This is a genomic window from Mesorhizobium sp. M0496 (assembly GCF_040321205.1).
In the GTDB taxonomy this organism is placed as follows: Bacteria; Pseudomonadota; Alphaproteobacteria; order Rhizobiales; family Rhizobiaceae; genus Mesorhizobium.
This window is the reverse complement of sequence record NZ_JAMYRC010000002.1, coordinates 176,444-201,429: the sequence shown is the minus strand read 5'-3', so window position 1 is coordinate 201,429 and position 24,986 is coordinate 176,444. Positions and strand designations below refer to the sequence as shown.

The following is a 24,986-nucleotide window of genomic DNA, read 5'->3' as shown; positions in this document are numbered from 1 at the left end:
GCCTGCCAAAGCAGGGCAAGATGATGTCTGGTCCTGCTTCGGGCTAGCGCGAAAGGGCGGAGCAGAGCTGTTTCGCCCTTTTTGCCGTTGACGGCAACCGATACCACCCCATCTGTGTTATGCTTTCCACCCGCTCGCGGCTCCGCGGATTCAACCCTGAAATCGGACCATGAGCCAAGAAAGTGCCGGAGCCTCGATCGGGCTCCACGGAGGAAAAGGAGAAATCGCATGAAGGAATTTCACTGCGGGTCGCTCGTGCCCGGCTGTGACTGGCACACACGTGCCGATGAGGAGGCCGAGGTCATGCGCCGTGTCGTCGAGCACATGCGCGAGACCCATGGCGAGACGGTCATCCGCGAGACGATGATCGAGGCGATCCGCTCGCGCATCGAAAAGACCCGCGACGCGGCCTAGCATTTGCCGCTCGGATTCATCCGCAACACCAACAAGCCGCGTTGGCACTTCAAGGTTGGTCGAGAAGCGCCATCGCGGACGTTCTGCCGGCAAGACACGCAGGTCAAAGAATTATATTTTCCTCAGCTAAAATAAACCCTGCGGTAACCGACCCCGTGCAACTGTCGGGGTAGATAATCCGGCTACAGTGGGGCTGCAAGAGAAGCCCGTCGCCACCAGGCACTGGTCCGGGATCGGTGGGGCGAGGTGTTTCGCGCATGCGCGAAAAGTCCGGCAATCGAGTGAGTTTCCGCACGACGGCGCTCCTGCTGTACGGGCTCCTTTCAGCGTCTCCGGCGATAGCCCAGGAAGTGACCACATCGCTGGTCGACCTCCATCAAGGCTCGCCGCTCAGCGATCGCGCGCGCGGCCTTGGCGGCGGCGGTTATGAACTGCAGGACGGAAGCCGGATATCGTTCAACCAATGGTACCACGCAAGCTGGGTCGACATGCATGTCGAACTTTTGACCCAGATCACGGAAGACACCGGCATCCTCTGGGGATTTGGCACCGGAGAAGAAGGTGAGAAATATCGCATCGAGCCCAGCCTAAAGCTGGGTTTCCTCACGCAGATGCATCCGGGTCCGAACAGCACTCTTTCCTTGTCGCTCACCACGACCCTCGGCGGCAAGCTTACCGAAAAGCCATGCGAAGCGAACTACGGCGATTTCGGTACTTACAGCGTCAATTGCCGGCTCGCGGCCAGCGAGATGGCACCAGAGGAAACTTTGAAATATCTGGTTAACGCTAAACCGGAGAGCCAGCACCTCTGGCTGAATTACCGTGTTACTTTCTGATCACCGGGGAGGATGCAAATGAGAAAATCATCTCGTCCCGAAATTCACGTTCGCCCGCCCTGGTTCCTGTTTGAACGGAGTAAGAGCATGTCCGGTAGTTGCTTGAAATTCGTTATCGTTGCGGCTCTCACCACCCTGTCGGCGCCGATGGCTTCGGCACAGGAGGCGGTCAATGCGGATGAGATGGCCGCGCTGTGTCACGGCGGCGGCCGATCCACATGCGCGAGTGCAACGATACCGGCTGCGACCACACAGGCGGTGCAGGGGTGGATGAGCCCCGACGTCGGCGCGGCATGGGCCGCGGGGTACAAGGGCAAGGGCGTCACGATTACCATTGTCGACGATTTCTCCAGTACATCGCGCTTCTCGGGCAATTTCGGTGTCGGGGTTCAAACCCAGCGCCACGGTGAGTGGACGCGCGAGGAAGCCAGCATGATCGCGCCCTTGGCGACCATCAGGTCGAAGGACTTTTCAACCAGTTCGGCCGTCAGCCTGACGCGTGGCCTGAACGTGCTCAATCTGAGCTATGGCATGTACGCCAACGCCGGTTACAGTTCGAACCAGATCGGATGGAGCGCCGAGGAAGCCTCCATCATCTCCTATGCCACCAAAGGGTCGGCCTTTGTTTCGAAGGCGGCGGGCAATGATTCGGTTGCCGTGGGCGGTGTCACAAGCGGTCAGCAGGACTATCTCGACATCGCCTTGGTTGGCAAAGCCTCTGCGGTCTTCGTCGGCGCCCTGTCGACGAACGGCACAACAACCAACAAGGCCCAGCTTGCCTGGTACTCCAACTATGCCGGCTCCGACCCGCTCGTGCAAAGCCACTTTCTTGTGGTTGGCGTCGATGGGAGCAAGACAGGCCTATATGGCACCTCCTTCGCAGCGCCGATCATTTCAGGATATGCGGCGATACTAGGCAGCAAATTCACCAAGGCCACGCCGACCCAGATCACCAACGATCTGCTCAATACGGCTCGTACCGACACCCTGGTCAACTATAGTGCTTCCATGTACGGCAAGGGCGAAGCGAGCCTTTCACGCGCCCTGGCTCCCGTGGCAATCAGGTAGCTTCGCTCGTTCGACGACATTAGACCGTCACGGAGCACAGACTTCGAGCCAAGGCCTAGGTTTCCAGTGCCTTCGCGGCGCGATCAAGCAGTGCGTCGCGATCAGGCGCAAATCCCGTTTCGATCCATTCCGCCTCGAGGTTCTTGAGGATTTCGCCCAGCTTCGGTCCTGGCGTTGCGCCGAGCGCCGTCAGATCGGCGCCTTTCAGCGGGAATACCGGTTTTTTCCATTTGAGCGCGAAGGCCAGCAGCCGCGAAAACCCGCCGGCTTCAAGCAGCGCGTCGGTGTCCTCGACAGCGCGCGCCCGTGCCCCGGCGAGCGACAATCTGAGCCGGTCGACAAACCCCTGCCGGTCGCCGCGATAGAGCCTCTTCGCCAGCTCGCCCTCGGTCGTCTTCGGCTCGACGGCGGTGGCAAGCGCCCAGTGGCGCAGGCGATCCGCTTGGGCAGTCGAAAATTTGAGCCGCTCGGCGAGCGTCTTCGTGCGCGCGGCATCCGGCGGCACGATCGCTTCCAGCCGCAGCAGCGGGTCAGGTGCCCAGCCCAGATCCTTCTCGGCCTTGGTCAGCCCGTGGATCGCATCGATGCCCCATTTCTCGCTTTCCGGCAGCGCGGCGGTCAACACACCAGCCTGCCGCATCCAGAGCAGCGCCCGCGAGGGATCAGGTGCTGACAGAAGCTTCTTCAGTTCCGACCAGATGCGCTCCGCCGAAAGCTGGGCCAACCCTTCCTTCAGCCGGGCACAGGCCTTCAGTCCCTCGGCGTCCGGCCGGCCATCGCCGTACCACGCGAAGAAACGGAAGAAACGCAGGATGCGCAGATAATCCTCACGGATGCGCGCTTCCGCATCGCCGATGAAGCGCAGCCGGCGTGCCTCGATGTCGGCGACGCCGCCGACCAGGTCGACAACCCTGCCATCGGCCTCGGCATAGAGCGCGTTGATGGTGAAGTCGCGCCGCTCGGCATCAGGCTTCCAGTCGCGCCCGAACGACACCTTGGCGCGCCGCCCGTCGGTCTCGATGTCGGCGCGCAAGGTGGTGACCTCATAGGGCTTGCCGCCGGCGACCACCGTGATCGTGCCATGCTCGATGCCGGTTGGCACCGCCTTGAAGCCCGCCGCGTCGGCGCGGCGGATGGTTTCCTCAGGCAAGCACGTGGTGGCGATGTCGATGTCGGCGACCGGCTGGCCCATCAGCGTGTTGCGCACGGCGCCGCCCGCGACACGCGCCTCTTCGCCGCCCTCGGCCAGTGCGGCCAGCAGGCGCTGCAGATGCTTGTCGCCGAGCCAGTCGGCCCTGCCCGCGATCGAGACACTCACGCATAGAGCCTTTCATAGAGCGTGCGGATGATGCCGGCGGTGACGCCCCAGATGCGCCGGTCGCCATAAGGCATGTCGTAGAAGAACCATTCGAGATCGTTCCACATGCGGCTGTCGCGCTTGTGATTAGCCGGGTCCATCAGGAAGCGCAGCGGCACTTCGAAGGCAGCATCGACCTCGTCGGCATTCAAGGTGAGTTGGAAACCCGGCTGCACGATGCCGAGAACCGGTGCGATGCGGTAGCCGCTGCCGGCGACATAGTCGGGCATGCGGCCGATGACCTCGATGCCATCCTGGCCAAGGCCGATCTCCTCGAAGGTCTCGCGCAGCGCCGCGGCCTCCGGGCTTGGATCGGTGGGATCGATGGTGCCGCCGGGAAAGGCCACCTGCCCCGAATGGTTGCGCAGCTTTTCGGCTCGTTTTGTCAGGAGAACCGTCGCATCGCCTTCGTGATCGACCACCGGGATCAGCACCGCCGCATCGCGCAGCGCCTTGCCCTGGTTAAGGCGTGGGTGACCGGGGTTGAAGCGATGATCGCCATAGTCGTCCCCGGCATGCGCATCCGGCTGCGCGGCAAAGCGCGCGCGAAAATCCGCGGATGAAAATGGCGCCGGCGACACCTGGTCCATCACGCGCTCAGCCGCTTCAACTGGTCCGCCGGCATGATCGGGAACACAGCATTCTTCGAGCGCACCGCGAACATGGTCTTGCCGCCGATCTCGACCTCCTCGCCATGTCCGACCAGCTCATACATCACCGGCCGCGCAACCAAGGCCTCGAGCCGGCCGCGCACCAGTACATAGGGCTTCAGCCCGCCGGTCTCGTTCTCGTCGACGAAGCGCAACGGCCGCTCCGGTCCGGCCTCGACCACATCGCCGACATTGGTGCGGAAGGTGATGATTTGCGCGTCGCCGTCGCCAGAAACATCCATTTCGACGGCGATGAAAGGCGCATCGGCGACGCGGATGCCGACCTTTTCCACCGGTGTCACCAGATAGGTCCTGCCGTCGGCATCCTTGCGCAGCACCGAGGAGAAAAGCTGCACCAGCGGCATGCGCCCGATCGGCGTGCCCAGGTAGAACCAGGTGCCGTCGGCCTTGATTTCCATGTCGAGATCGCCGCAGAAGTCCGGATTCCAGCGCTCGACGGGTGCTGCGCCCTTGCCGGCGCGGGCCGCGCGCGAGATCAGCGCCTCGAGCCCCCGCGCCTCGGTGGCGGTCGTCAGGCCTTCTTCACGATGTTCCAAGGGTCCCGTCATGGTCACGAAATAGTCACTGTTGTTCCGCTTGTCAGCCTAAGTCTGTGATTTAAATTCTGATGCAGACGCTAGGCGAGGCCGAATCGCGGCAGTCATGGTATGCTGCAGGCAGGTATTTCCAACCACAAGGATCGATGCGGCATGAGCGTAATGGTCAAGGAAAGCCCGATCAGCGAAACGGACATGATCGCCGAGGCCGAGAAAGCGCTGGCCGACATCTCCAGGATCCGCGACGGGGTCGGCCGGGTCATCTTCGGCCAGGAGAGCGTCGTCGAGCGCACGCTGGTGGCGCTTTTGGCCGGCGGCCACGCGCTGCTGGTCGGCGTGCCGGGCCTCGCCAAGACCAAGCTGGTCGAAACGCTGGGCATCGTGCTCGGCCTCGATTCCCGCCGCATCCAGTTTACCCCCGACCTGATGCCCTCCGATATCCTTGGCTCCGAGGTGATGGAGCAGGACGAGATCGGCAAGCGCTCCTTCCGCTTCATCGCCGGGCCGATCTTCGCCCAGCTTCTGATGGCCGACGAGATCAACCGCGCCTCGCCGCGCACCCAGTCGGCGCTGCTGCAGGCGATGCAGGAGTATCACGTCACCATTGCCGGCGCCCGCTACGACCTGCCAGCGCCCTTCCACGTGCTGGCGACGCAGAACCCGCTGGAGCAGGAAGGCACCTATCCGCTGCCCGAGGCCCAGCTCGACCGCTTCCTGATGCAGGTCGACATCCTCTATCCCGAAATCGAGGCGGAGCGCCGCATCCTTCTCGAAACCACCGGCATCGAGGACGCGAAAGCCCAGAATGTGCTGCAGCCGGTGCGGCTGAAGGAGATCCAGACGCTGATCCGCCGCATGCCGGTGCCCGAAAGCGTCGTCGAGGCGATCCTGACGCTGGTGCGCTCGGCGCGTCCCGGCCAGGGCAATGCCGAGACCGACAAGCATGTCGCCTGGGGCCCTGGCCCGCGCGCCAGCCAGGCGCTGATGCTGTGCACCAGGGCGCGTGCGCTCTACGACGGGCGGCTGGCGCCCTCGATCGACGATGTCCGCGCACTGGCCGAGCCGGTGCTGCAGCACCGCATGGCGCTGACCTTCGCCGCCCGAGCCGAAGGCACCAGCGTGCGCGACGTGGTGGCGAAACTGGCCAAAGGTATCTGATGGCGCGTATTGGCGAGGTCCAGGCTCCGGCAGCGACGCGCGACGCGCTCGCCCGTGGCCGGTTGCGGGCCTCGCTTGTGCCCGACCTGCTGGTCGAGGCGCGCCGCATCGTCAACACCGTAATCGCCGGCTGGCACGGCCGCCGCAAGCGCGGCATCGGCGAGAATTTCTGGCAGTTCCGGCCCTATGTCGAAGGCGATTCCTCACGCATCGATTGGCGTCGCTCGGCGCGCGACGATCATACCTATGTGCGCGACCGCGAATGGGAAGCCGCCCATACGGTCTGGCTATGGGCCGACCCCTCGCCCTCGATGCTCTACAAATCGACCGGCGCCAGCGTTTCCAAGCAATCGCGCGCGCTGGTGCTGGCGCTGGCCATGGCAGAGCTGTTGTCGCGCAGCGGCGAGCGCATCGCCTGGCCCGGCCTCACCGATCCGTTCACCGCCCGCAACGGCGCCGAGCGCATCGCCGCTCAGCTCATGCATGCCGGCGACTTGCCCGCAAAACCCGATTTGTCCGATATCCGACGCTTCTGCGACATCGTTGTCGTCAGCGATTTCCTCGATCCCGTAGAGGAGACGATGGCTTGGCTCGACGTGCTTGCCCGCCACGGCGTGCGCGCCCACCTGATCGAGGTCGCCGACCCGGCCGAGGAAACCTTCCCCTATGCCGGCCGCACCGAGTTCACCGATCCCGAGACCGGCGACAAGCTGACCGCCGGCCGCGCCGAAATCCTGGGTGACGAGTATCGCCTGCTCTATACCGCCCGCCGCCACGAACTGGCCGCCTGGTGCAAGCGCCTCGGCTGGAGCTTTACCGTCAACCACACCGATCGGCTGGCTTCCGACGCGCTGGTGCGCCTGCACATGGCGATGACCGCCGATGGTCCCTCTGTCGGGCCGACCGCTGGTGGCGGTCGTGCCAGCATGATCGCCAGTGGCGATCAGCCCAGGCCGACCGTAGGCGGTCGTGCCGGAAAGATCAGCGCATGAGCTGGCTGCCGCTCTCCTTTGGCGCCCCCATGGTGCTGTGGGGCCTGCTGGCGCTGCCGGTGATCTGGTGGCTGTTGCGGCTGACGCCGCCCAAGCCGCAGACCGAGATCTTCCCGCCGCTGAAGATCCTGGCCCGGGTGTTGAAGCGCGAGGAGACGCCGCAGCAGAGCCCGTGGTGGCTGACGCTGCTCAGGCTCTTGATGGCCGCCCTCATCGTGGCCGCATTGGCCGACCCGGTCTTCAACCCGCGCGAAAAGCTGCCGGCCGAGGGTGCGGCGCTCGCGCTCGTCATCGACAATGACTGGGCCAGTGCCGCCGACTGGGGCAAGCGCGTCGCCACCGCCGAGCGGCTGATCAACGATGCCGGCTCGAACGGCGTGCCTGTTATTATCGCCTTCACGGCCGAAAAACCCAATGCGGAGGTCGGCCCCTTCGATGCCGCCACCGCCCTTGACCGGCTGCGCGCCGCCAGGCCGCGGCCGATCCCGACCGACCGGCCCGCCGTCTATGCCCGCGTCGCCGGCGTGCTGGAGACCTTACCCGGCGCAAGTGTCGCCGTGCTCGCCGATGGCCTTGCGGCCAAGGGCGACGAGGCCGCCTTCAACACGCTTTTGTCGAAAAATGCCGCCCGTGTCGTCTGGGCAACCGCCGACAGGCTGTCGCTGACCGGCCTGACCGCCGCCGACAACCAAGTCGACGGCTTTGCCCTGACGGCCATCCGCGCGCCGGGCGACCCTGCCCCGGCGCAGGTCACCGCCGGCGCATTCGACGACAAGGGCCGCCGCATCGCCGATGCGACGCTGACTTTTTCGCCGGGCGAAACCACAGCCACCGGCACCGTGGCGGTACCGTTCGAGCTGCGCAACGACTTCGCCTCGATCGCGCTCGACGGCGAGCGCCAGGCCGGCGCGGTGCGCGTCCTCGATGAAAGCTCCAAGCGCCGCCGCGTCGGGCTGTTGTCGCAGGCCGAGGCCGACCAGGCGCAGCCGCTTTTGTCGCCGCTCTACTACATCAGGCGCGCGCTGCAGCCCTTCGCCGATCTGGTCGAACCCTCCAGCGCCGACCTCGCCGACGCCATCCCGCAGATCCTCGACCAGAGGCCGGCGATGATCATCATGGCCGACATCGGCACCATTCCCGCACAGGTCCGGCAAAGGCTGGTCGACTGGGTCGACAATGGCGGCACGCTGGTGCGTTTCGCCGGGTCGCGGCTGGCCGCTGCCGGCAATGACGACGATCTGCTGCCGGTTCGCCTGCGCACCGGCGAACGTTCGCTCGGCGGCGCGCTGTCATGGACGTCGCCGCAGCCGGTCACCGAATTCCCCAAGGCCGGCCCGTTCGCCGATCTCGCTCCGCCGACCGAGGTCACCGTCAGCAGGCAGGTGCTGGCCGAGCCGACGCCCGACATCGTCGAGCGCACCTGGGCGGCCCTTGCCGACGGCACGCCGCTGGTCACCGGACTGAAGAAAGGCAAGGGCACGCTGGTGCTGTTCCACGTCACGCCCGAGGCGACCTGGTCGAACCTGCCGATCTCGGGCAGCTTCGTCGAGATGCTGCGCCGCATCGTGCAGCTGTCGCGCAACCAGGGCGCGGCTATCGCCAATGCCGAAGCTGCCGCCACCTCGCTGGCGCCCTATCGCATGATTGCGGCCGACGGCTCGCTGGTGCCGCCAACGCCGGACGCACGGCCCCTGGTGCCGGGCGCCGGCGCCCTGCCGGTAACATTTGAGAACCCGCCCGGCCTCTATGGTTCCGAGACGGGTGTGTTTGCCCACAATTTGCTTGAAGCCGACAGCACATTGACACCGCTGGCACGCCCGCAGATCACTGTTCCGGTCACATCAATCCAGTATGCCTTCGACGAATCGCGCAATTTGAAGGGCACGCTGGTCGCGGCTGCCCTGGTGCTGATGTTGCTCGACACGCTGGCTGTGTTCTGGATAGGCGGCCTGTTTACCCGCCGGCCGCGCCGTACTGCTGCCATGGCCACGACCACAGCGATCCTGATTGCGCTCGGTGCCTTGTTCGGCCATGCCGATCTCGCCCGCGCCGATGACGCCAAGCCGGGCGACGAGGTCGCAATAGAGGCGATTTCGAAGACCCGCATAGCCTATGTGCTGACCGGCGTGCCGGGCGACGATTCGATTAGCCGCGCCGGGCTCGAGGGCCTGACCCGCTTCCTGGTCGAGAAAACGGCACTGGAACCGGGCGCACCGGCCGGCGTCGACATCTCCAAGGACGAATTGTCGTTCTATCCCTTGATCTACTGGCCGATCGATCCGGCTGCACCGATGCCGAGCCAGGCCGCGATCGCCCGCATCGACGCCTATATGCAGCAGGGCGGCACGGTGCTGTTCGACACCCGCGACCAGTTCGCCAACGGTATCGGCGCCGATTCGACCAGCCCGGCGACGGAGCGGCTGCGCGACATCCTCGGCAGCCTCAATGTCCCGCCGCTGGAGCCGGTGCCGTCCGACCACGTGCTGACGAAATCCTTCTTTATCCTGCCCGAATTCCCCGGCCGCTTTGCAGGTAGCCCGCTCTGGGTCGAGGCATCGCTCGAAGCCAGCAATGCCGAGAACCGGCCGGTGCGCACTGGCGACGGCGTCTCGCCGATCATGATCACCGCCAATGATTTCGCCGGCGCCTGGGCGGTCGACGAGAATGGCGATCCACTGCTGCCGACCGTGCCGGCGGACCCGATGCAGCGCATCTACGCACTGCGTGCTGGCGTCAACATCATGATGTACATGCTGACCGGCAACTACAAATCCGACCAGGTCCACGTGCCGATACTGCTCGAACGGTTGGGGCAGTAGAATGATGTCTTTTGTTGCACCTCCGCGGATCAACCCTCCCAAATGGGAGGGTAAGGAATGAACTGGTCAATCTCCTTCGAACCGCTGATCTCCTGGCCCTTGCTGGCCTTGGCGCTGGTGCCGTTGGCGCTGCTGGCGCTGATCGGCCTGTGGTTTCGCCAGCGCGGCTCAGTCTTCCGCTTCATCGCTTTGATGGCGCTCGCCGCCGCCCTGTTCAACCCGGTATTCCTCAACGAGGAGCGCGAGCCGCTGAAAAGCATTGTCGCCCTCGTTGTCGACCGTAGCCAGAGCCAGGATATCGGCGACCGCACGAAACAAACCGACGAGGCGCTGACGGGGCTGGAGCAGCGTCTTGGCCGCTTCAAGCAGTTCGACGTGCGCGTCGTCGAGGCCGGCAAGTCCGAGGCCGCCGAAGAGCGCACCGAAACGCGGCTGTTCAGTGCGCTCGAGGGCGCGTTCCGCGACGTGCCGCCGTCCCGCATCGGCGGCGCCATCATGATCACCGATGGCGAGGTCCATGACGCGCCCCCGGGCGCCCCCGATTTCAACGCCCCGCTGCATGCCCTGATCACCGGCAACGACCACGAAAAGGATCGCCGCATCCGCTTCGAGAACGCGCCGCGCTTCGGCCTTGTCGGCAAACCGCTCGACATGACCTACCGCGTCATCTCGACCGAAAACGAGACCGGTCCGGTCGACGTGCGCGTCTCGGTCAATGGCGAGCAGGTCGCGGTCGAGCACGCCACCGTCGGCCAGGCGATGCCGCTGCAGGTGACCATTCCCGCCGCCGGCCGCAACATCGTCGAACTCGCCATCGACCGCGAGCCGGGCGAGCTGACCGACACCAACAACCGCGCCATCGCGCTCATCGACGGCATCCGCGAGAACCTGCGCGTGCTGCTCGTCTCCGGCGAGCCGCATGCCGGCGAGCGCACCTGGCGCAATCTGTTGAAATCCGACGCCTCGGTCGATCTCGTCCATTTCACCATTCTGCGGCCGCCGGAGAAGCAGGACGGCACGCCGATCAATGAATTGTCGCTGATCGCCTTCCCGACCCGCGAGCTGTTCGTCGAGAAGATCAAGGATTTCGACCTCATCATCTTCGACCGCTACCAGCACCGCGACGTGCTGCCGATCCTCTATTACGACTACATCTCCGAATATGTCGAAAAGGGCGGCGCGCTGCTGATCGCCGCCGGCCCCGAATATGCCGGCGAAAGCTCGATCGCGCGCACGCCGCTGATGTCGGCCCTGCCGGCGATGCCGACCGGCGAAGTTGTCGACAAGGCCTTCTATCCAAGCCTCACCGATCTTGGCCAGCGCCACCCGGTGACGCGTGGGCTGGATGGCTCGGCCACCGAACCGCCGCACTGGAGCCGCTGGTTCCGCACCATAGGGGTGCAGAATCCCGAAGGCGAAGTGGTGATGAAGGGCGCCGACAACCGGCCCTTGCTATTGCTCGACCGCAAGGGAGAAGGCCGCGTCGGCATGCTTCTGTCCGACCAGGGCTGGCTGTGGGCGCGCGGCTTCGAAGGCGGCGGCCCGCACGTCCAGCTCTACCGGCGCATCGCGCACTGGCTGATGAAGGAGCCCGAGCTTGAGGAAGAACGCCTGACCGCCGACGGTCGCGGCATGGTGCTGGAAATCCGTCGCCAGACAATGGCCGACGATCCCGGCCCCGCCCAGATCATCACCCCGTCCGGCAAGACCTTGACCGTCAAGCTCGAGAAATCCGAGCCCGGCGTCTTCCTCGGCAGCGTCGAGACCAGCGAGATCGGCCTCTACCAGGTCGCCAATGGCGACCTGACGGCGCTCGCCCATGTCGGCCCGGTCAACGCACCGGAGTTCGCCGATGTCATTTCCACCGAAAACCGGCTGAAGGCGCCGGCGGAAGCCACCGGCGGCAGCGTGCGCCGGCTGGCGTCATCCACGGCCCTTGGAAGCGACGTGACGCTGCCTTCCATCGTGCCGGTGCGCTCGGCCGGCGCCGCGTCCGGCAGCGACTGGATCGGCCTGCGCACGACGGACGACAGCGTGCTCAAGGCCGTCTCGCGCGTGCCGCTGTTCGGCGGCTTCCTCGGCCTCGGCCTGTTGCTTCTGGCGATGGGTTCGATGTGGTACCGCGAGGGACGGTAGCTTCCACTGCCCTCTACTCCTCCGGCTCCGTCGTGAACATCAGCGGATAGCCCTTGGCCTTACCGGCATCGGTGGCGCGCGTCGCCTTGGTCTCGGCGACATCCTTGGTGAAGACGGCGACGACGCAGACGCCGCGCCGATGCGCGGTGATCATCACCCGGTGCGCCTGGTCTTCGCTGAGCTTGAACTCGCCCTTCAGCACCGTCACCACGAATTCGCGCGGCGTGAAATCGTCGTTGATAAGGATGACCTTGTAGAGCTTCGGGCGTTCGACCTGCGGCTTGACCTGTACGCGCGGTTTTGTGGTGATTTCAGGCATTGGAACCGACAATTTGCGTAAGCGACCTTCGCCATTCTGGCACCAGCGAAAGCAACAGTCTATTTTGATCAACGCCCCAAGCCGGGCGCGGCATTCACACCTATGTGGGAAAGTGTCGTTTGCCGTTCAACGGTCCTGACGGCCGAACATGCGACGGCTGGGACTCTGCCGCGCGGTCGTGGCGGACGGCATATCGGGGCGAAAGCGGTTTCCACCGGCATCCGCCCGGCGTTCCATCCACGCCGCGATCGGCCACGCGGCGACGCAGATCAGCGTCGCGCCTGTCAGCACGATCAGCAGCCAGGTCTGGGCCGGCGTGATGTAGTCCCAGTTGGTGGAAATCGCCGGCGCGAACAACGAAGGCTCGGTGCGGCCGCTGGCCGGATCGGGCACCGGGCTGGCGGTGAACAGGATCAGCACCCTGGCGATGCCGGTGGCAACCAGGCCGCCGATAACCATCGAGCGCACAATGGACGAAAGCCGCTTCTTCATGCGGATTGTCCTACACGGCCGGCGTTGCAAACGGGTTAAGTGTCAGTCGAGGCGGAAGCTGCCGGTGCCAGACTTCGCCAAAGATCAGTTGAACCCATCGACCCGCTTCATCGCCAACGTCAGGCCTTCAGCGTTCCGACAGGAAGAAGGCCGCTCCAGCCGAAACCAGCTGGAGCGACCTTGGTCAACAGGCCGGCATTTTATGCCGGACCTGATTACGTCTTCGGGGCGTCCTTCTTGACGGCCTTCTCGGCAGCCTTCTTGTGCTTCTTGACGGTCTTCTTCACGATCTTCTTCGGAGCAGCCTTGGCAGGAGCGGCAGTAGCCGGAGCGGTGGTCGTCGAAGCAGCCGGAGCTGCGGTCGTGGTGGCAGCGGCGTTGCCGAGAGCCGGCATCGCGAAGGCGAGAGCGACGGCGAGACCGGTTGCGGAGAGGATGGACTTTTTCATGGCTTCGTTTCCTTTTATGCGGGTCGAGTTTTTGAGTGTCACTGGACCGGGTCGTTCGGTGTCACTCCAAGCAGCTTCAAAGCATTGGCGAGCATCCGGATGCCCTGTGCCTGTTTCTTGGCGGCGCAGTACCGGTTACCCTTCCTTTGAAGTGCCTTTGCCGCGGTGACCTGCGTTGCCGCGGCATGGGTTTCGAGGGCTTCATCGAATTGGTGGCTGAGATTGGCGCACCGTTCGCTCCGGGTGGTGGGCGTCGCCTTTGCGTCCGATTGTCCGACAGCGGCAGTGACCAGGCCAAGGCCCAGCAACGCACCCAACAAACTGATCGACAACCTTGGCATCGGTTTATCCGTAAACCCGGAGACTAGCGTCGCAGCCGATGACCTGACCGCCACGAGACCAGTTATGCCCTTGAAATTTTTCAGGAGTTTTTCTGAACTGTAGAATTTTGTTTCTGGATTGTGTCTGAGAGAGCTGGTGTGAACCCATCATCGGCACTGGCCAACATATGGCCTGAATTCTATCGTGTGGGTTCCGACAGAACGGCTTGGCAATCAACAATGACAGGGCTCAAGTGAAATCCGACGCACACATACTGATCGTCGACGACGACAAGGGCATTCGCGACCTGCTGCAGGAATTCTTCCAGAAGCGGGGTCTGCACACCTCGGTTGCCGCCGACGGCATCGAGATGGAGACCATCCTGCGCCGCGCGCAGGTCGATCTCATCGTCCTCGACGTGATGCTGCCCGGCAAGAGCGGGCTGGAGCTGTGCCGCGACCTGCGCGCCCAGTATTCGACGCCGATCATCATGCTGACCGCCGTCACCGAGACGACCGACCGCGTCGTCGGCCTGGAGATGGGCGCCGACGACTATGTGCCAAAACCGTTCGACCCGCGCGAGCTTTTGGCGCGCATCCGCGCCGTGTTACGGCGCAATGGCGCCGCCGAGCCCAAGCGCGCCACCACGAAACAGATCTACCGCTTCGCCGGCTGGACAATGGACTGTTCACGCCGCCGGCTGACCGCGCCCGACGATGTCAGGGTCGAGCTGACCATGGCGGAATTCAACCTGCTGCAGACCTTCGTCAAGAGCGCGCAGCGTGTGCTGACCCGCGACCAACTCATCGAACTGTCCGGCGGCGACAGCGACTACGCCTTCGACCGCAGCATCGACATCCTGGTCAGCCGGCTGCGCCGCAAGATGGAAGACGACCCCAAAACGCCCAAGCTGATCCTGACGGTGCGCAGCGGCGGCTACCAGTTCCTGCCCGAGACGACCTCCGAATGAGACGTTTCCTGCCGCAGACCTTGCCTGTCTGGGTGCTGCTGATCGTCATTGCCGGCCTGCTGATCAGCCAGGTCGCGACCCTCTACATCGTGTCGCGCGACCGCGCCGTAGCCAACGGCGTGGTCGACCTCTACCGCCTCAACGACCGTGCCTTCTCGCTAGTGCAGCTGATGCATGACGCCACGCCGGAGGAACGCAAGGCGACGGCGACCGGCCTGTTCAATTCCACCTACGCGCTCACCGTCTCGGACACGCCGGCGGTCACCTCGTCGATCGCAAGCGACGACGAGCTGGCGGAACTCGAAGACATCCTTGTCGGCCGGCTGTCGAAGTTCGGCATCACCGACGCGCGCGTGCGGCGCGATCCGGCGACGCGCGAGGCCGACGACGCCGACGGCACCGCGCCGGGGCCCGATATCGGCCAGGTGGAACGCGACCTTCTGGTGCTGGCCGCCAACTTCGCCCAGAGCGACAAGCTGACGGCGTCGCTGCGCTTCGCCGACGGTCAATGGCTGAACTTCACCGAGCCGATCACGCCCGTCGGCCCGATCCTGAGCTTCGACAGCCTGCCGCTCTATTCGCTGATCGCAGGCCTGGTGGTGATCATGTCGATCTGGTCGCTGCGCCGGCTGACGGCGCCCTACCGGATGATGGAAACCGCCGTGAACCGGATCGGCAAGGATCTGAAGAGCCCGCCAATCGCCGAGAGCGGCAGCCGCGAGGTGCGTGCCGCCGCCAAGGCGATCAACGCCATGCAGGCCCGGCTGCGCGAATATGTCGAGGACCGCGAACATCTGGCGGCGGCACTTGCGCATGATCTGCGCACGCCGATGACGCGGATGCGCCTGCGCCTGGAGCTGTTGCGCAAATCGGCGGTCCGCGAGGCGCTGGCGCACGATCTCGCCGATGTCGAGAGCATTGCCAGTTCGGTGATCGACTTCGCCACCTTCGAGGTGACGGAGGAGAAGAACGAACGCATCGACTTCTGGTCGCTCGTGGAGTCAATCGCCGACAGCTATGACGACGTCTCGTTCGACGACGATACAAGATCACGCGGCCTCATCTGCATGGCGCGGCCGGTCGCGCTCAAGCGCTGCGTCACCAACCTGGTGCAGAACGCGGTCACCTACGGCAAGAAGGCGCATCTCAGCCTGCGCCGGTCGGAAAACATGATCCTGCTCACCATCCGCGATGAAGGACCGGGCATACCGCAGGCGCAGATCGACGCCGTGTTCGGCTCTTTCGTGCGCCTTGAACAATCGCGCAACCGTCAGACCGGCGGTCTCGGGCTCGGCCTGACCATTGCCCGCAACATCGCGCGCGCCGCCGGCGGTGAGGTCAGCCTGTCCAACAACCCGGGCGGTGGCCTGCTGACGCAACTGCGCCTGCCGCTGGCGACCTGACACAGGTCGCCTCGAAGCCTCGCGACCGGACCGTTACCGCCGCAGCACCGCGCTCAGCACGTCGCGGATGCCGATGGCGCCGACGAAGCGGGACTGGTCGTCGAACAGCGCCACCGGGGCGGTCTGCGAACGGTGCATGGCCAGCATGACGGTTTTCAACGACGTGCCGGGATTGGCCCAGAATACCTGCGCTACTTCCTCGGGCTGGGCCTCGACGTCGGCGCACGACACCCACACCGCCGGCTTGCCGTCGCGTTCGGCCCCCGCCACCAGCCCGTGATCGTCGATCTTGAAGCGCGTCGTCTTGCGCCGGTCGAGCCACACCCAGCCGTCCTTGCCGTGCTCCAGATCGCGACGGTCGCGCATCACGTTCCAGGCGGTCAACACCGACAACGGGTTCACATTGGCGATGAAGTCGCGGACATAGTCATTGGCGGGCCGCAGCACGATGTCTTCCGGTGCCCCGGTCTGCACGATGCGGCCACCCTCCATGATGGTGATGTGGCTGCCGATCTTCAGCGCTTCCTCAAGGTCGTGACTGACGAAGATGATGGTCTTCTTCAATTCGGCCTGCAATTGCAGCAGCTCGTCCTGCAGCTTGGTGCGGATCAGCGGGTCGAGTGCCGAGAACGGCTCATCCATCAGAAGGATCGGCGCCTCGGTGGCGAAGGCGCGGGCCAGGCCGACGCGCTGCTGCATGCCGCCTGAAAGCTCATGCGCGTATTTCTTCGACCACTGGTCGAGATTGACCAGCTTGAGCTGGCGTTGCACGCGTTCCTTGCGCTCGGCTTCCGGCACGCCGGCGAGTTCGAGGCCGAGGCCGACATTCTCCTCCACCGTGCGCCAAGGCAGCAGGCCGAACTGCTGGAACACCATCGCCACCTGTTTCTGGCGCAGGCGCCGCAAGGTCGCCTCATCGCATGTGACGACATCGACGGTCTTGTCGCCATCCTTGACCAGCACCTGGCCGCGCGACACCACGTTGAGCCGGTTGACCGCCCGCAGCAATGTCGACTTGCCCGAGCCGGAGAGGCCCATCAGCACGGAGATCTCACCCTCGTTGACGGTCAGGCTGGCGCCGGCGCAGCCCAGCACATTGCCGGTCTTTTCGAGAATATCGGCACGGCTGGCGCCGGCGTCGATCATTTTCAGCGATCCGGCCTGGTCGGCGCCGAAGACGATATCGACGTTTCTGAAATCGACAGCGACGGTCATTTCTTGCCTCCAACCGCAATGCGGGTCATCCGGTCGAGCACGATGGCCAGCACGACGATGGCCAGACCAGCCTCAAGCCCGAGGTCGATGCGGCGCGAGCCGAGCGCCCGGTTGATCTCGGTGCCGAGACCGCCGGCGCCGATCAGCGCCGCGAACACCACCATCGACAGAGACAGCATGATCGACTGCGTCAGACCGGCCATGATGGTGGGCAGCGCCGAGGGCAGTTCCACCTTCCACAACAGCTGGCTCTTGGTGGCGCCGAAAGCCTCGCCGGCCTCGACGATCGACTTCGGCACCGAGACGACGCCGAGATGGGTGAGCCTGACCGCGGTCGGGATGACGAAGATGATGGTGACGATGAGGCCGGGCGCGTTGCCGAGGCCGAACAGCGTCAACACCGGGATCAGGTAGACGAAGGTCGGCAGCGTCTGCATCAGGTCGAGCACCGGCAGCATGACGCGATAGACCTTAGGCTTGTGCGCCGCCCAGATGCCGAGCGGCACACCGATGGCCATCGCCATGGCGGCAGCCGCGACCACCAGCACCAGCGTCTGCACCGTCTGCTTCCACAGATTCTGGTTGATGATGAAGATCAGGCCGAGAAAGACGCCGATGGCGAGCGTCCGCGAGCGCTGCAGCAGGAAGGCGATGACCGCGATGATCAGCGCCAGCAGCACCGGCGGCACCATCAGCATAATGCCGACCAACCCGTCGAGCAGGAAATTGAGGCCGTTCGAAAAGGCCCTGAACACAGTGTCGAAATTGTCGGTGAGGAAGCCGAAGAATGCCTTTCCCCAGGCGCCGATCGGAATCTTGTGATCGACCATGAATTTCGAAATCGGATCCATATCGCCCCTCTCATGCTCGAGACGGCCCTGCCCCTCGGCCTCTATCGTCGTCATCTTGTCACAGGATATGAAAAAGGGCAGCCTTTTCTAAGATGGCTGCCCTTCCTGGTTCGGCTTTGCCGAATTCAGTCGGCTCAGCTTCCGAGCGCGGTCTTGATGGCCGCCGCCGCGTCGCCGCCGTCGAAGGTGGTCACGCCGGCGATCCAGGGAGTGATCGCGTCCGGATTTTTCTTCAGCCAGTCGGTCGCCACCGTGTTGGCGTCGCCGCCCTTGAGGATCGCGTCCATCATCTGGCCTTCCATGTCCAGATTGAACTTCAGATTGGCGATCAACTTGCCGGCGTTCGGGCACTCGGTGGTGTAGCCCTTGCGCACATTGGTATAGACGGTGGCGGCACCGAAGCCGCTGTCACCCATGCCATCGAGGTAGGTGATCTTCATGGCGCCCATCACCGGATGCGGCGTCCAGCCGAGGAAGGCGATCCACTCATTGTTCTTCATCGACTGCTCGGCCTGTGTCAGCATGCCGGCTTCCGAGGATTCGACCAGCTCGAAGCCTTCGAGATTGTCCTTCGGGTTCTTGATCATGTCGAGGATGATGCGATTGCCGTCATTGCCGGCCTCGATGCCATAGATCTTGCCGTTGAACTTGTCCTTGAACTTGCCGATATCGGTCAGCGATTTGACACCGGCATCCGCGACATAGGTCGGCACGACGATGCCGTAACCGGCGCCGGTCAGGTTGGTGCTGATCGTCTCGACCGAACCGTCGGCGGTATAGTCCTTGATGTCGTTGGTCATCGACGGCATCCAGTTGCCGAGGAACACGTCGAGGTCCTTGTTCTTCAGCGACGCCATGGTCACCGGCACCGACAGCTGGATCGTCTGCGGCTCGTAGCCGAGCGCGGTCAGCAGAACGGAAGCGATGCCGGTCGTCGCCTGGATGTCGGTCCAGCCGACATCGGAAAGACGCACCACCTTGCAGCTCGCCGGATCACCGGCGAAGGCAGCGCTTGTGGACAAAAATGCCGCCAGGCCGAGGCCGGCGACGAAAGAGTTCATACGCGACATAGACAGTCTCCCATTGTGATTCTTTGGCGAAGCGTAGTTACGGTTTCTCTGCCCGCCTTGTTTCGTCAGCCAAACACCATTCTGGTGTGTTTTCAAGCGCTAAGGCAATCACGATCAACGGCGCAGACTGGCCAATGAGCGACACCGCTGACACTTTTGCCGTGCCGGACGGTTTTTTCGAAGACGGGCCGGCTTTTTCAGGGGAATGCGGGCGGCCACCCCTCCCCGTGTCAGGCCAAGTCGGCTTAAAAGAGCGGCATGGCCAAGCTTTACTTCCACTATGCGACGATGAACGCCGGCAAGACGACGATGCTCTTGCAGGCCTCTTACAATTATCGCGAGCGCGGCATGGGCACGATGCTGTTCGTAGCCGGCCACTACCGCAAGGGCGATACTGGCCTGATCTCGTCGCGCATCGGCCTGGAGACGGAAGCCGAGATGTTCCGTGACGGCGATGATCTGTTCGCCCGCGTCGCCGATCACCACGCGCATACATCGGTGCATTGCGTCTTCGTCGACGAGGCGCAGTTCCTCGAGGAAGAGCAGGTCTGGCAGCTCGCCCGCATCGCCGACCGCCTGAACATTCCGGTCATGTGCTACGGCCTGCGCACGGATTTCCAGGGCAATCTGTTTTCCGGCTCGCGCGCGCTGCTGGCCATCGCCGACGATCTGCGCGAAGTGCGCACCATCTGCCGCTGCAGCCGCAAGGCGACGATGGTGGTGCGCCTCGGCCCTGACGGCAAGGTGGCGCGCCAGGGCGAGCAGGTGGCGATCGGCAAGGACGTCTATGTCTCGCTCTGCCGCCGCCACTGGGAAGAAGAGATGGGCCGCGCCGCGCCCGACGATTTCATCGGCTTTATCAAGGGCTGACGGATGGGCAGCCTTGGCCCCGGCCGGTGCAGCGGGATCGCGCATGTTTCCCCAATGCCGCCACGATGCAGCGTTTGTTAAGGCCTCGGCCTTATAAGGCGGCCAGCCAGAACTCTTCGGGGTCAGCCATGTTTCGAGCCGCTTCGTCCGCCAGCATTCTTCTCTTTACCACCGCGCTTGCCGCCCATGCCGGCGGTGACCCGGCCCTGGGTAAGAAGGTCTTCAACCGGTGCATCGCCTGCCATGAAGCTGCCACCGACCGCGACAAGGTCGGCCCGCATTTGATGGGCGTCGTCGGCCGCACCGCCGGCAGCGCCGAGAGTTTTCTTGGTCACTACTCCGAAGCGATGAAGGGTGCAGGCGCCGCCGGCCTGGTCTGGAATGAAGCCAATCTTGCCGAGTATCTCAAGGCCCCCAAGTTGAAAGTGCCCGGCAACAAGATGGCGTTTGCCGGCCTGACCAAAGACGACGACATCGCCAATGTCATCGCCTATCTGAAGGCCGATCCCAAGCCCTGATCCGCTATCCTTCCGCCTCTGCAAAGCCGGCTTTGGCTTCGCATATCGCGCTCGCGATTGCTTCAGTGGTTTGCCGAATACTGCGGCATCCACGCGACGCTTTGTGGCATGACAGTTCAATAACAGCTGAACTAAGCCTGGCCGGCAGGCTAATCACGCCATGACCCCGCCTCCATTGCCTTTCAAGACCGTGACCGACTATTTTGTTTTCGGGGCGGGTCTTGTCTTGCGTCTTTCAATCCCCGAATGCCCCACATATATTCGCCGCTGTTCGCGACCAGCGACGTGATGCCGAAGCGGGAGGCCCCAATGGCGACATTGCAGAATTTCGATGCCGAAATTGCCAAGACCAAGCAGGTCGTGCAGGATATGCGCACCAAGATCGAGCAGTCCGGCACCGTGCTTGATACGCTCGCCACCGCCGACAAGAAGATCGGCGACGCCAATTTCGACATCGAGAACGCCCGCATCGAGGACGTGCTGAAGCAGCAGAAGGTGATGGAAGGCAACATCGCCGACCTGATCATCGGGCTGGAGGACGCCACCAACGTCTTCGGCGCCGAGTTCGAGAGCATGAAGAACTACACCGGCTGGGAAAAATTCATTGGCGTCTTCTCCAGCCAGAGCAAGCAGCGTATGCGCACCGACCGCGTCCGCAACATGTCGCTGGCCGGCAATCTGCAGGAACTGCTGGTCAAATCCGACACCATCGTCGGCATCCTGAAGGCGCAGAAAGAGGTCCTAGACCAGCGCTACAAGACCTCCGAGACCAGCCTGTCGCAGGTCATCGAGCGCCGAAAGACCACCATGTCCAACCTCGAAGCCGTGCAAAAGCGCATCGAGGAACTCAACCCGATGCTGCTCGACATCGAAAACAAGATCGCCGCCTCGACCAGCCAGAAGGAGCGCACGCAGCTCGAAGGCGAGCGCTCCAAGCTGGCCACGGAATACAACGAGAAGCAGGCCAAGGAGCAGGAGCTGTTGGCCGAAAGCCAGACGCTCGAGCGCTACACCTCGATGTTCCAGACCTTCGTCGATTCGCTCAACAATCAGATCGCCGCGCAGTCGACGCTGATCAACAAGCTGACCATCGATACCGAGCAGCGCATCGTCCTTTACAAGGCGCTGGAAGATTCGCTGAAGACCGCCGCCCAGCAGGACGTCGCCCACAAGATCAACACGCTGGGCAGCCAGGTCGACAACACCGCCGAGGAAACGATGGCCGGCATCGGTGCTGCTTCGCAAAAGCACATCGGCGACCTGCTTGAAATGCACGAGAAGAACATGGTCGCCACTGCCGACATCCAGCGCCGCAAGAAGCTGGCCGACGATGCCTTTGCCCGCCGCTTCGACGAGGTGTTGAGGAAGCACAATTCGGCAAACTACGTGCAGTCTTAGGAGTGACAGGACTGCCCGCGAGCGCACAGGCATGACCCCCGAAAACGAAGCGGCTGCACGGTATTTCTCCGCCATCACGGCCGCGCTCAGCGGCCTTGAAGTGTTCATGCGCGACGATCGCTCGCCGCTCTACCGGCATGGCATCGTCGCCAAGATCGTCGCCGAATACATCGCCCGGCTCGACAAGTCCTTTTCCTGCTGGCGCAACCGGCTGGGCTTCATGGACACGTTCCGCATTTCGCGCGCCGAGAGCGGATTTCCGGTGTTCCAGAACCTGCTCGAATTGGAAAACGACCGCCGCCAGGCCGATGCACGGCTTGCCAACATTCCGCTGGCCGGCGAATTGCGCGAGGAGATGGCCGACTTCATCCTGCGCCACAAGGAATTCCCTCAGGCGCTGCAGAAGTCGATGGCCGAGCGGCTCTATCTCGAGGACGTGAAAAGCGAAAACACGTTCGGTCCGTTCACACTGGCGCAAACGGCCAAGGTCTCGGTCAATCCGAAGACGGCGCGTCCCTACTATCTCGTCCACTGGGCGACGTTCGACGGCAGCGCCAACCTGCCGCTGGTCTACATGGTGACGGTGGAGGATTCTTCCGAAGACATGGTCCGACAGCTTGTCGACAGAAACGGCAAGCTGAACGAGATGGTCGACATTCCGCTGCCGGTCGACGGCCTGCTCAATCCCGAGCTTGCCCACCGTTTCGACGATTTCACCGAGAAGAACTCCGCCTATACGCTGTCGCCGGCGACCATCGCGGTCAACCTCGACAAGGATTTCGAGCCGCTGCACCCCAAGCAGCTACGCCGCGTCGTGCTCGGACCGTTCTATTCGGCCGGCATTACCGACAACAATTCGACGGTAACCGAAGTGCTGGCCAAGGTGCGCAAGCCCGAGAATGCCTGGCTGCTGACCTGGACCATCCAGGAGGTCTATTCGAAGGCCGAGAAACCCGGTCGCAAAGGCCTGTTCTCAAGCGAGAAGACGACGCAGGAATTCTTCATCAACACCGACGATCTGGAAGCCGCGCGCCAGGGCGTGTCGAGCTACGAAAACCACGCGCTGATCCCGCACGAAGCCTATCAGGCGCTCTATGCCGTCGGCGAGGCGCAGAAGATTTTTGCCGGCTACAAGGTTCACATCCTGTCCAACGGGCAGGTCATCTCAGACGTCTGACCGTCACACCACGGAGCACCCTTCATGGATACCGGCCTGACCACCATCCCGGAAGCTGCGATCGAAAAGCACCGCGCCACCGCGCAGAGCTTCATCACCCGCATCGTCGTGCTGGAGGATCCGTCACGCGAGTCCGGCACGGCACTTGCCGGCACCAACCGCCGCTTCGTCTCGACCGTTTCGGTCGGGTCGGTGCGCCGCACGCGCGAGGTCGAGCTGGCGAAGACTGTCGGCGCCGTCCATCCCGACGACCAGCTGCTGACCATCCCGCAGCACACGCTCTTGTTTCGTGCCCGGCGAGGCACGGCGATCGCGCTCGCAATATCTGACGTTTTCGCCGAGGGCTCGGACCTCGAAAGCCTGCAGGCCAAGAACACCCGCGCCCCGCTCGAAGGCGACGAGGCGTCCACCTTCAAGAAGCTTCTGTCGGCCTCGGCTTACATCTCCGCCTTCAGCCTCGCCTCCTATCTGTTCCAGCTGATCGACAGCGACGGTGAGGCGCCCAACGACAGTCCCGAGCCGGACTTCCTGTTCGACACGCCGCAAGATGCGGTGAAGTCGATCCTTGCCGGTCTCGACAAGGCGATCTCAGGATCGTCCGACGATGCCGATTTGATGACCAGGGCGCGTGCCTTTGCCCGCGTCGCCATCGACGGGCTTCTGGCGCGCAAGGGCCGCTTCGACGGCATCGGCCCGTTCGAGAACGCCCATATCCGCATCGATGTCGACGATTTCACCCTCGACGGCTTCGACGTCGCGCCGGGCAAGCGCTCCAAGCCGCTGGTGATGACCTTCAAGAAGCCGGAAGAGGTCGTCGGCAACCACATCGCCAAATACCAGTCGGTCAAGCTCGCCAAGATGCTGATGGCCTACGACTTCGAGCGCGAGCTCAATCCGTTCGTCGAACTCGGCGGCTTCCTGTTCACCTTCATCGGCGACGGCGCGCCCGGCACCGGCAAGACGACGCTGATCCAGATGATCGCCGGTCTGGTCAACGGCTACTGCCAGGTCGCCGGCTATCCCTTCGCCTATGAGAATTTCGGCGTCGACCAGATCTCGTCCTACCAGGGCAAGTCGGGCCAGAACTGCCGCCAGTTCATCAACAATGTCTTGAACCCGCGCGTCATCGGCTTCGGCACCATCGACGACATCGACCAGGTAGCGGCACGCCGCTCCGACGACCGCGCCTCGGCCGGCCAGCAGGAAATAACCGGCGTATTGATGGATGCCTTCGCCGGCGCCGCCACCGTGGTGCGCGGCAACTGCTCGTTCGGCATGTTTTCCAACTATCCCGAGAACGTCGACGACGCGCTGCGCCAGCGCGCCGGCGCCCGCTGGCTGGTCGACGGGCCGCAGAGCCGCGACGACTATATCGACATCTTCGTGCTGCTTGCCGGCAAGAACCATAAGATCCCGCTCGGCGACCACGATCTCTACGCCGCGCAGGAGATCCAGCGCGCCGTGACCGAGGCCTATGAGGAGCACGAGAAACCAAGGGAAGACGGCCTGATGAAGGTCTACGAGCGCTACATGAAGGAGAACGGCGCGCCGAAATCGATGGCCGATATCGGCACCTATCTGCATCTGATCAAGGATGCCGAGCCGCGCTTCACCGGCCGCGCCATCAAGAACGTCACCGACGCCATCAAGATGCGCGCCATGGACATCGAGCTTCCCGACGACTGGTTCGAGAAGCCGGAAGTCTTCATGCACAAGGGCTATGACGAGAAGAAAGCGATGATCGAGGAACTGCGCGGGCCGTTCTCGATGGACATGGTCATGCAGGAGATCAACCGCTACGCCGACTCTGAGTTCCGCTACTCCGACAAGTCCGACGACTCCGCGGTGGAAAAGCTGCTGCGCGACGCGCGCCTGCGCGAACGGGCGGCGCGGGAGATGGAGGAGATGAAGAAGAAAGGGCTGTGGAATGCGTGAGGTTGGCACCT

Annotated in this window: 24 protein-coding genes; 14 read left to right on the top strand and 10 right to left on the bottom strand. The window is 63.7% G+C overall.

Annotated features, from left to right (window positions below; all coding sequences use genetic code 11):
* Nucleotides 1-228 precede the first annotated feature (228 nt).
* The 3 genes from NKI73_RS04115 to NKI73_RS04105 all read left to right on the top strand — a co-directional run bounded on the left by NKI73_RS04115 (nt 229) and on the right by NKI73_RS04105 (nt 2,318).
* Nucleotides 229-414 (top strand): DUF1059 domain-containing protein, encoded by a 186-nt coding sequence (locus NKI73_RS04115; RefSeq protein WP_023760708.1) that lies wholly within the window; start codon nt 229-231, stop codon nt 412-414.
* Nucleotides 415-671: 257 nt separating this feature from the next.
* A complete protein-coding gene (locus NKI73_RS04110; RefSeq protein WP_352627583.1) occupies nt 672-1,250 on the top strand; it encodes a hypothetical protein in 579 nt (192 codons plus the stop codon).
* 18 nt (nt 1,251-1,268) lie between these two features.
* Nucleotides 1,269-2,318 (top strand): S8 family serine peptidase, encoded by a 1,050-nt coding sequence (locus tag NKI73_RS04105; protein WP_352627582.1) that lies wholly within the window; start codon nt 1,269-1,271, stop codon nt 2,316-2,318.
* 55 nt (nt 2,319-2,373) lie between these two features.
* Here the strand turns inward: NKI73_RS04105 and NKI73_RS04100 are convergent, their stop codons facing one another.
* From NKI73_RS04100 to NKI73_RS04090, 3 genes are read right to left on the bottom strand one after another with little or no spacing between them, the layout of a single operon-like run.
* Nucleotides 2,374-3,636 (bottom strand): CCA tRNA nucleotidyltransferase, encoded by a 1,263-nt coding sequence (locus tag NKI73_RS04100; protein WP_352627581.1) that lies wholly within the window; start codon nt 3,634-3,636, stop codon nt 2,374-2,376.
* Complete coding sequence (locus tag NKI73_RS04095; protein WP_352627580.1) at nt 3,633-4,265, bottom strand: CoA pyrophosphatase; 633 nt, start codon at nt 4,263-4,265, stop codon at nt 3,633-3,635. The genes NKI73_RS04100 and NKI73_RS04095 overlap by 4 nt, the downstream gene beginning before the upstream one ends.
* Nucleotides 4,265-4,894 carry a DUF1285 domain-containing protein gene (locus NKI73_RS04090; protein ID WP_352627579.1) on the bottom strand — a complete coding sequence of 210 codons (630 nt, stop codon included), beginning with the start codon at nt 4,892-4,894 and terminating at the stop codon, nt 4,265-4,267. Before NKI73_RS04090 ends, NKI73_RS04095 begins: the two co-directional genes overlap by 1 nt.
* Before the next feature lie 141 nt (nt 4,895-5,035).
* Here NKI73_RS04090 and NKI73_RS04085 point away from each other — a divergent pair, with 141 nt between their 5' ends.
* Genes NKI73_RS04085 through NKI73_RS04070 form a run of 4 tightly spaced genes read left to right on the top strand, consistent with a single transcriptional unit; the run spans nt 5,036 to nt 11,987 of the window.
* Nucleotides 5,036-6,040 (top strand): AAA family ATPase, encoded by a 1,005-nt coding sequence (locus tag NKI73_RS04085; RefSeq protein ID WP_352627578.1) that lies wholly within the window; start codon nt 5,036-5,038, stop codon nt 6,038-6,040.
* Nucleotides 6,040-7,032, top strand: a complete 993-nt coding sequence (locus NKI73_RS04080) for a DUF58 domain-containing protein (protein ID WP_352627577.1) — start codon at nt 6,040-6,042, stop codon at nt 7,030-7,032. Before NKI73_RS04085 ends, NKI73_RS04080 begins: the two co-directional genes overlap by 1 nt.
* Nucleotides 7,029-9,851, top strand: coding sequence for a DUF4159 domain-containing protein (locus NKI73_RS04075; RefSeq protein ID WP_352627576.1), 2,823 nt, complete (start codon nt 7,029-7,031; stop codon nt 9,849-9,851). Before NKI73_RS04080 ends, NKI73_RS04075 begins: the two co-directional genes overlap by 4 nt.
* Before the next feature lie 57 nt (nt 9,852-9,908).
* Nucleotides 9,909-11,987, top strand: a complete 2,079-nt coding sequence (locus NKI73_RS04070; protein ID WP_352627575.1) for a hypothetical protein — start codon at nt 9,909-9,911, stop codon at nt 11,985-11,987.
* Between the two features lie 13 nt (nt 11,988-12,000).
* On the opposite strand, the gene clpS is transcribed toward NKI73_RS04070, so the two are convergent.
* The 4 genes from clpS to NKI73_RS04050 all read right to left on the bottom strand — a co-directional run bounded on the left by clpS (nt 12,001) and on the right by NKI73_RS04050 (nt 13,588).
* Nucleotides 12,001-12,306 carry an ATP-dependent Clp protease adapter ClpS gene (clpS, locus tag NKI73_RS04065; protein WP_027039419.1) on the bottom strand — a complete coding sequence of 102 codons (306 nt, stop codon included), beginning with the start codon at nt 12,304-12,306 and terminating at the stop codon, nt 12,001-12,003.
* Between the two features lie 126 nt (nt 12,307-12,432).
* A complete protein-coding gene (locus NKI73_RS04060) occupies nt 12,433-12,798 on the bottom strand; it encodes a hypothetical protein (RefSeq protein ID WP_352627574.1) in 366 nt (121 codons plus the stop codon).
* A gap of 215 nt (nt 12,799-13,013) precedes the next feature.
* Nucleotides 13,014-13,247, bottom strand: a complete 234-nt coding sequence (locus tag NKI73_RS04055; protein ID WP_352627573.1) for a hypothetical protein — start codon at nt 13,245-13,247, stop codon at nt 13,014-13,016.
* Between the two features lie 38 nt (nt 13,248-13,285).
* On the bottom strand, nt 13,286-13,588 hold the full coding sequence (locus NKI73_RS04050; protein WP_352627572.1) for a hypothetical protein: 303 nt from the start codon (nt 13,586-13,588) through the stop codon (nt 13,286-13,288).
* Nucleotides 13,589-13,821: 233 nt separating this feature from the next.
* On the opposite strand from NKI73_RS04050, the gene NKI73_RS04045 reads away from it, so the two are divergent.
* Both NKI73_RS04045 and NKI73_RS04040 read left to right on the top strand, forming a co-directional pair.
* Nucleotides 13,822-14,538 carry a response regulator gene (locus tag NKI73_RS04045; protein WP_352627571.1) on the top strand — a complete coding sequence of 239 codons (717 nt, stop codon included), beginning with the start codon at nt 13,822-13,824 and terminating at the stop codon, nt 14,536-14,538.
* Complete coding sequence (locus NKI73_RS04040) at nt 14,535-15,941, top strand: ATP-binding protein (protein ID WP_352627570.1); 1,407 nt, start codon at nt 14,535-14,537, stop codon at nt 15,939-15,941. The genes NKI73_RS04045 and NKI73_RS04040 overlap by 4 nt, the downstream gene beginning before the upstream one ends.
* Before the next feature lie 33 nt (nt 15,942-15,974).
* On the opposite strand, the gene choV is transcribed toward NKI73_RS04040, so the two are convergent.
* From choV to NKI73_RS04025, 3 genes are all read right to left on the bottom strand, one after another.
* Nucleotides 15,975-17,156 (bottom strand): choline ABC transporter ATP-binding protein, encoded by a 1,182-nt coding sequence (choV, locus tag NKI73_RS04035; RefSeq protein ID WP_352627569.1) that lies wholly within the window; start codon nt 17,154-17,156, stop codon nt 15,975-15,977.
* The gene (gene choW / locus NKI73_RS04030) at nt 17,153-18,007 is read right to left on the bottom strand and encodes a choline ABC transporter permease subunit (RefSeq protein ID WP_352627568.1); all 855 of its coding nucleotides are present in this window, start codon (nt 18,005-18,007) and stop codon (nt 17,153-17,155) included. The genes choV and choW overlap by 4 nt, the downstream gene beginning before the upstream one ends.
* A 134-nt stretch (nt 18,008-18,141) precedes the next feature.
* Nucleotides 18,142-19,077, bottom strand: a complete 936-nt coding sequence (locus tag NKI73_RS04025; protein WP_352627567.1) for a choline ABC transporter substrate-binding protein — start codon at nt 19,075-19,077, stop codon at nt 18,142-18,144.
* 258 nt (nt 19,078-19,335) lie between these two features.
* On the opposite strand from NKI73_RS04025, the gene NKI73_RS04020 reads away from it, so the two are divergent.
* From NKI73_RS04020 to NKI73_RS04000, 5 genes are all read left to right on the top strand, one after another.
* Entirely contained in the window at nt 19,336-19,947 is a 612-nt protein-coding gene (locus NKI73_RS04020; RefSeq protein ID WP_352627566.1) for a thymidine kinase, read from the top strand.
* Between the two features lie 128 nt (nt 19,948-20,075).
* Nucleotides 20,076-20,465 carry a c-type cytochrome gene (locus NKI73_RS04015; protein WP_352627565.1) on the top strand — a complete coding sequence of 130 codons (390 nt, stop codon included), beginning with the start codon at nt 20,076-20,078 and terminating at the stop codon, nt 20,463-20,465.
* A 309-nt stretch (nt 20,466-20,774) separates the two neighbouring features.
* The gene (locus NKI73_RS04010; RefSeq protein WP_352627564.1) at nt 20,775-21,863 is read left to right on the top strand and encodes a hypothetical protein; all 1,089 of its coding nucleotides are present in this window, start codon (nt 20,775-20,777) and stop codon (nt 21,861-21,863) included.
* A gap of 31 nt (nt 21,864-21,894) precedes the next feature.
* Nucleotides 21,895-23,040, top strand: coding sequence for a hypothetical protein (locus NKI73_RS04005; RefSeq protein WP_352627563.1), 1,146 nt, complete (start codon nt 21,895-21,897; stop codon nt 23,038-23,040).
* A 24-nt stretch (nt 23,041-23,064) separates the two neighbouring features.
* A complete protein-coding gene (locus NKI73_RS04000; RefSeq protein WP_352627562.1) occupies nt 23,065-24,975 on the top strand; it encodes an AAA family ATPase in 1,911 nt (636 codons plus the stop codon).
* The last annotated feature ends 11 nt before the right edge of the window (nt 24,976-24,986 follow it).

Bases quoted from the DNA above. Each gene is read 5' to 3' on its own strand.
- NKI73_RS04115 (WP_023760708.1), top strand. From the start codon at position 229: ATGAAGGAATTTCACTGCGGGTCGCTCGTGCCCGGCTGTGACTGGCAC.
- NKI73_RS04110 (WP_352627583.1), top strand. From the start codon at position 672: ATGCGCGAAAAGTCCGGCAATCGAGTGAGTTTCCGCACGACGGCGCTC.
- NKI73_RS04105 (WP_352627582.1), top strand. From the start codon at position 1,269: ATGAGAAAATCATCTCGTCCCGAAATTCACGTTCGCCCGCCCTGGTTC.
- NKI73_RS04095 (WP_352627580.1), bottom strand. From the start codon at position 4,265: ATGGACCAGGTGTCGCCGGCGCCATTTTCATCCGCGGATTTTCGCGCG.
- NKI73_RS04090 (WP_352627579.1), bottom strand. From the start codon at position 4,894: ATGACGGGACCCTTGGAACATCGTGAAGAAGGCCTGACGACCGCCACC.
- NKI73_RS04085 (WP_352627578.1), top strand. From the start codon at position 5,036: ATGAGCGTAATGGTCAAGGAAAGCCCGATCAGCGAAACGGACATGATC.
- NKI73_RS04080 (WP_352627577.1), top strand. From the start codon at position 6,040: ATGGCGCGTATTGGCGAGGTCCAGGCTCCGGCAGCGACGCGCGACGCG.
- NKI73_RS04075 (WP_352627576.1), top strand. From the start codon at position 7,029: ATGAGCTGGCTGCCGCTCTCCTTTGGCGCCCCCATGGTGCTGTGGGGC.
- NKI73_RS04070 (WP_352627575.1), top strand. From the start codon at position 9,909: ATGAACTGGTCAATCTCCTTCGAACCGCTGATCTCCTGGCCCTTGCTG.
- clpS (WP_027039419.1), bottom strand. From the start codon at position 12,306: ATGCCTGAAATCACCACAAAACCGCGCGTACAGGTCAAGCCGCAGGTC.
- NKI73_RS04060 (WP_352627574.1), bottom strand. From the start codon at position 12,798: ATGAAGAAGCGGCTTTCGTCCATTGTGCGCTCGATGGTTATCGGCGGC.
- NKI73_RS04055 (WP_352627573.1), bottom strand. From the start codon at position 13,247: ATGAAAAAGTCCATCCTCTCCGCAACCGGTCTCGCCGTCGCTCTCGCC.
- NKI73_RS04050 (WP_352627572.1), bottom strand. From the start codon at position 13,588: ATGCCAAGGTTGTCGATCAGTTTGTTGGGTGCGTTGCTGGGCCTTGGC.
- NKI73_RS04040 (WP_352627570.1), top strand. From the start codon at position 14,535: ATGAGACGTTTCCTGCCGCAGACCTTGCCTGTCTGGGTGCTGCTGATC.
- choV (WP_352627569.1), bottom strand. From the start codon at position 17,156: ATGACCGTCGCTGTCGATTTCAGAAACGTCGATATCGTCTTCGGCGCC.
- choW (WP_352627568.1), bottom strand. From the start codon at position 18,007: ATGGATCCGATTTCGAAATTCATGGTCGATCACAAGATTCCGATCGGC.
- NKI73_RS04025 (WP_352627567.1), bottom strand. From the start codon at position 19,077: ATGTCGCGTATGAACTCTTTCGTCGCCGGCCTCGGCCTGGCGGCATTT.
- NKI73_RS04020 (WP_352627566.1), top strand. From the start codon at position 19,336: ATGGCCAAGCTTTACTTCCACTATGCGACGATGAACGCCGGCAAGACG.
- NKI73_RS04015 (WP_352627565.1), top strand. From the start codon at position 20,076: ATGTTTCGAGCCGCTTCGTCCGCCAGCATTCTTCTCTTTACCACCGCG.
- NKI73_RS04010 (WP_352627564.1), top strand. From the start codon at position 20,775: ATGGCGACATTGCAGAATTTCGATGCCGAAATTGCCAAGACCAAGCAG.
- NKI73_RS04005 (WP_352627563.1), top strand. From the start codon at position 21,895: ATGACCCCCGAAAACGAAGCGGCTGCACGGTATTTCTCCGCCATCACG.
- NKI73_RS04000 (WP_352627562.1), top strand. From the start codon at position 23,065: ATGGATACCGGCCTGACCACCATCCCGGAAGCTGCGATCGAAAAGCAC.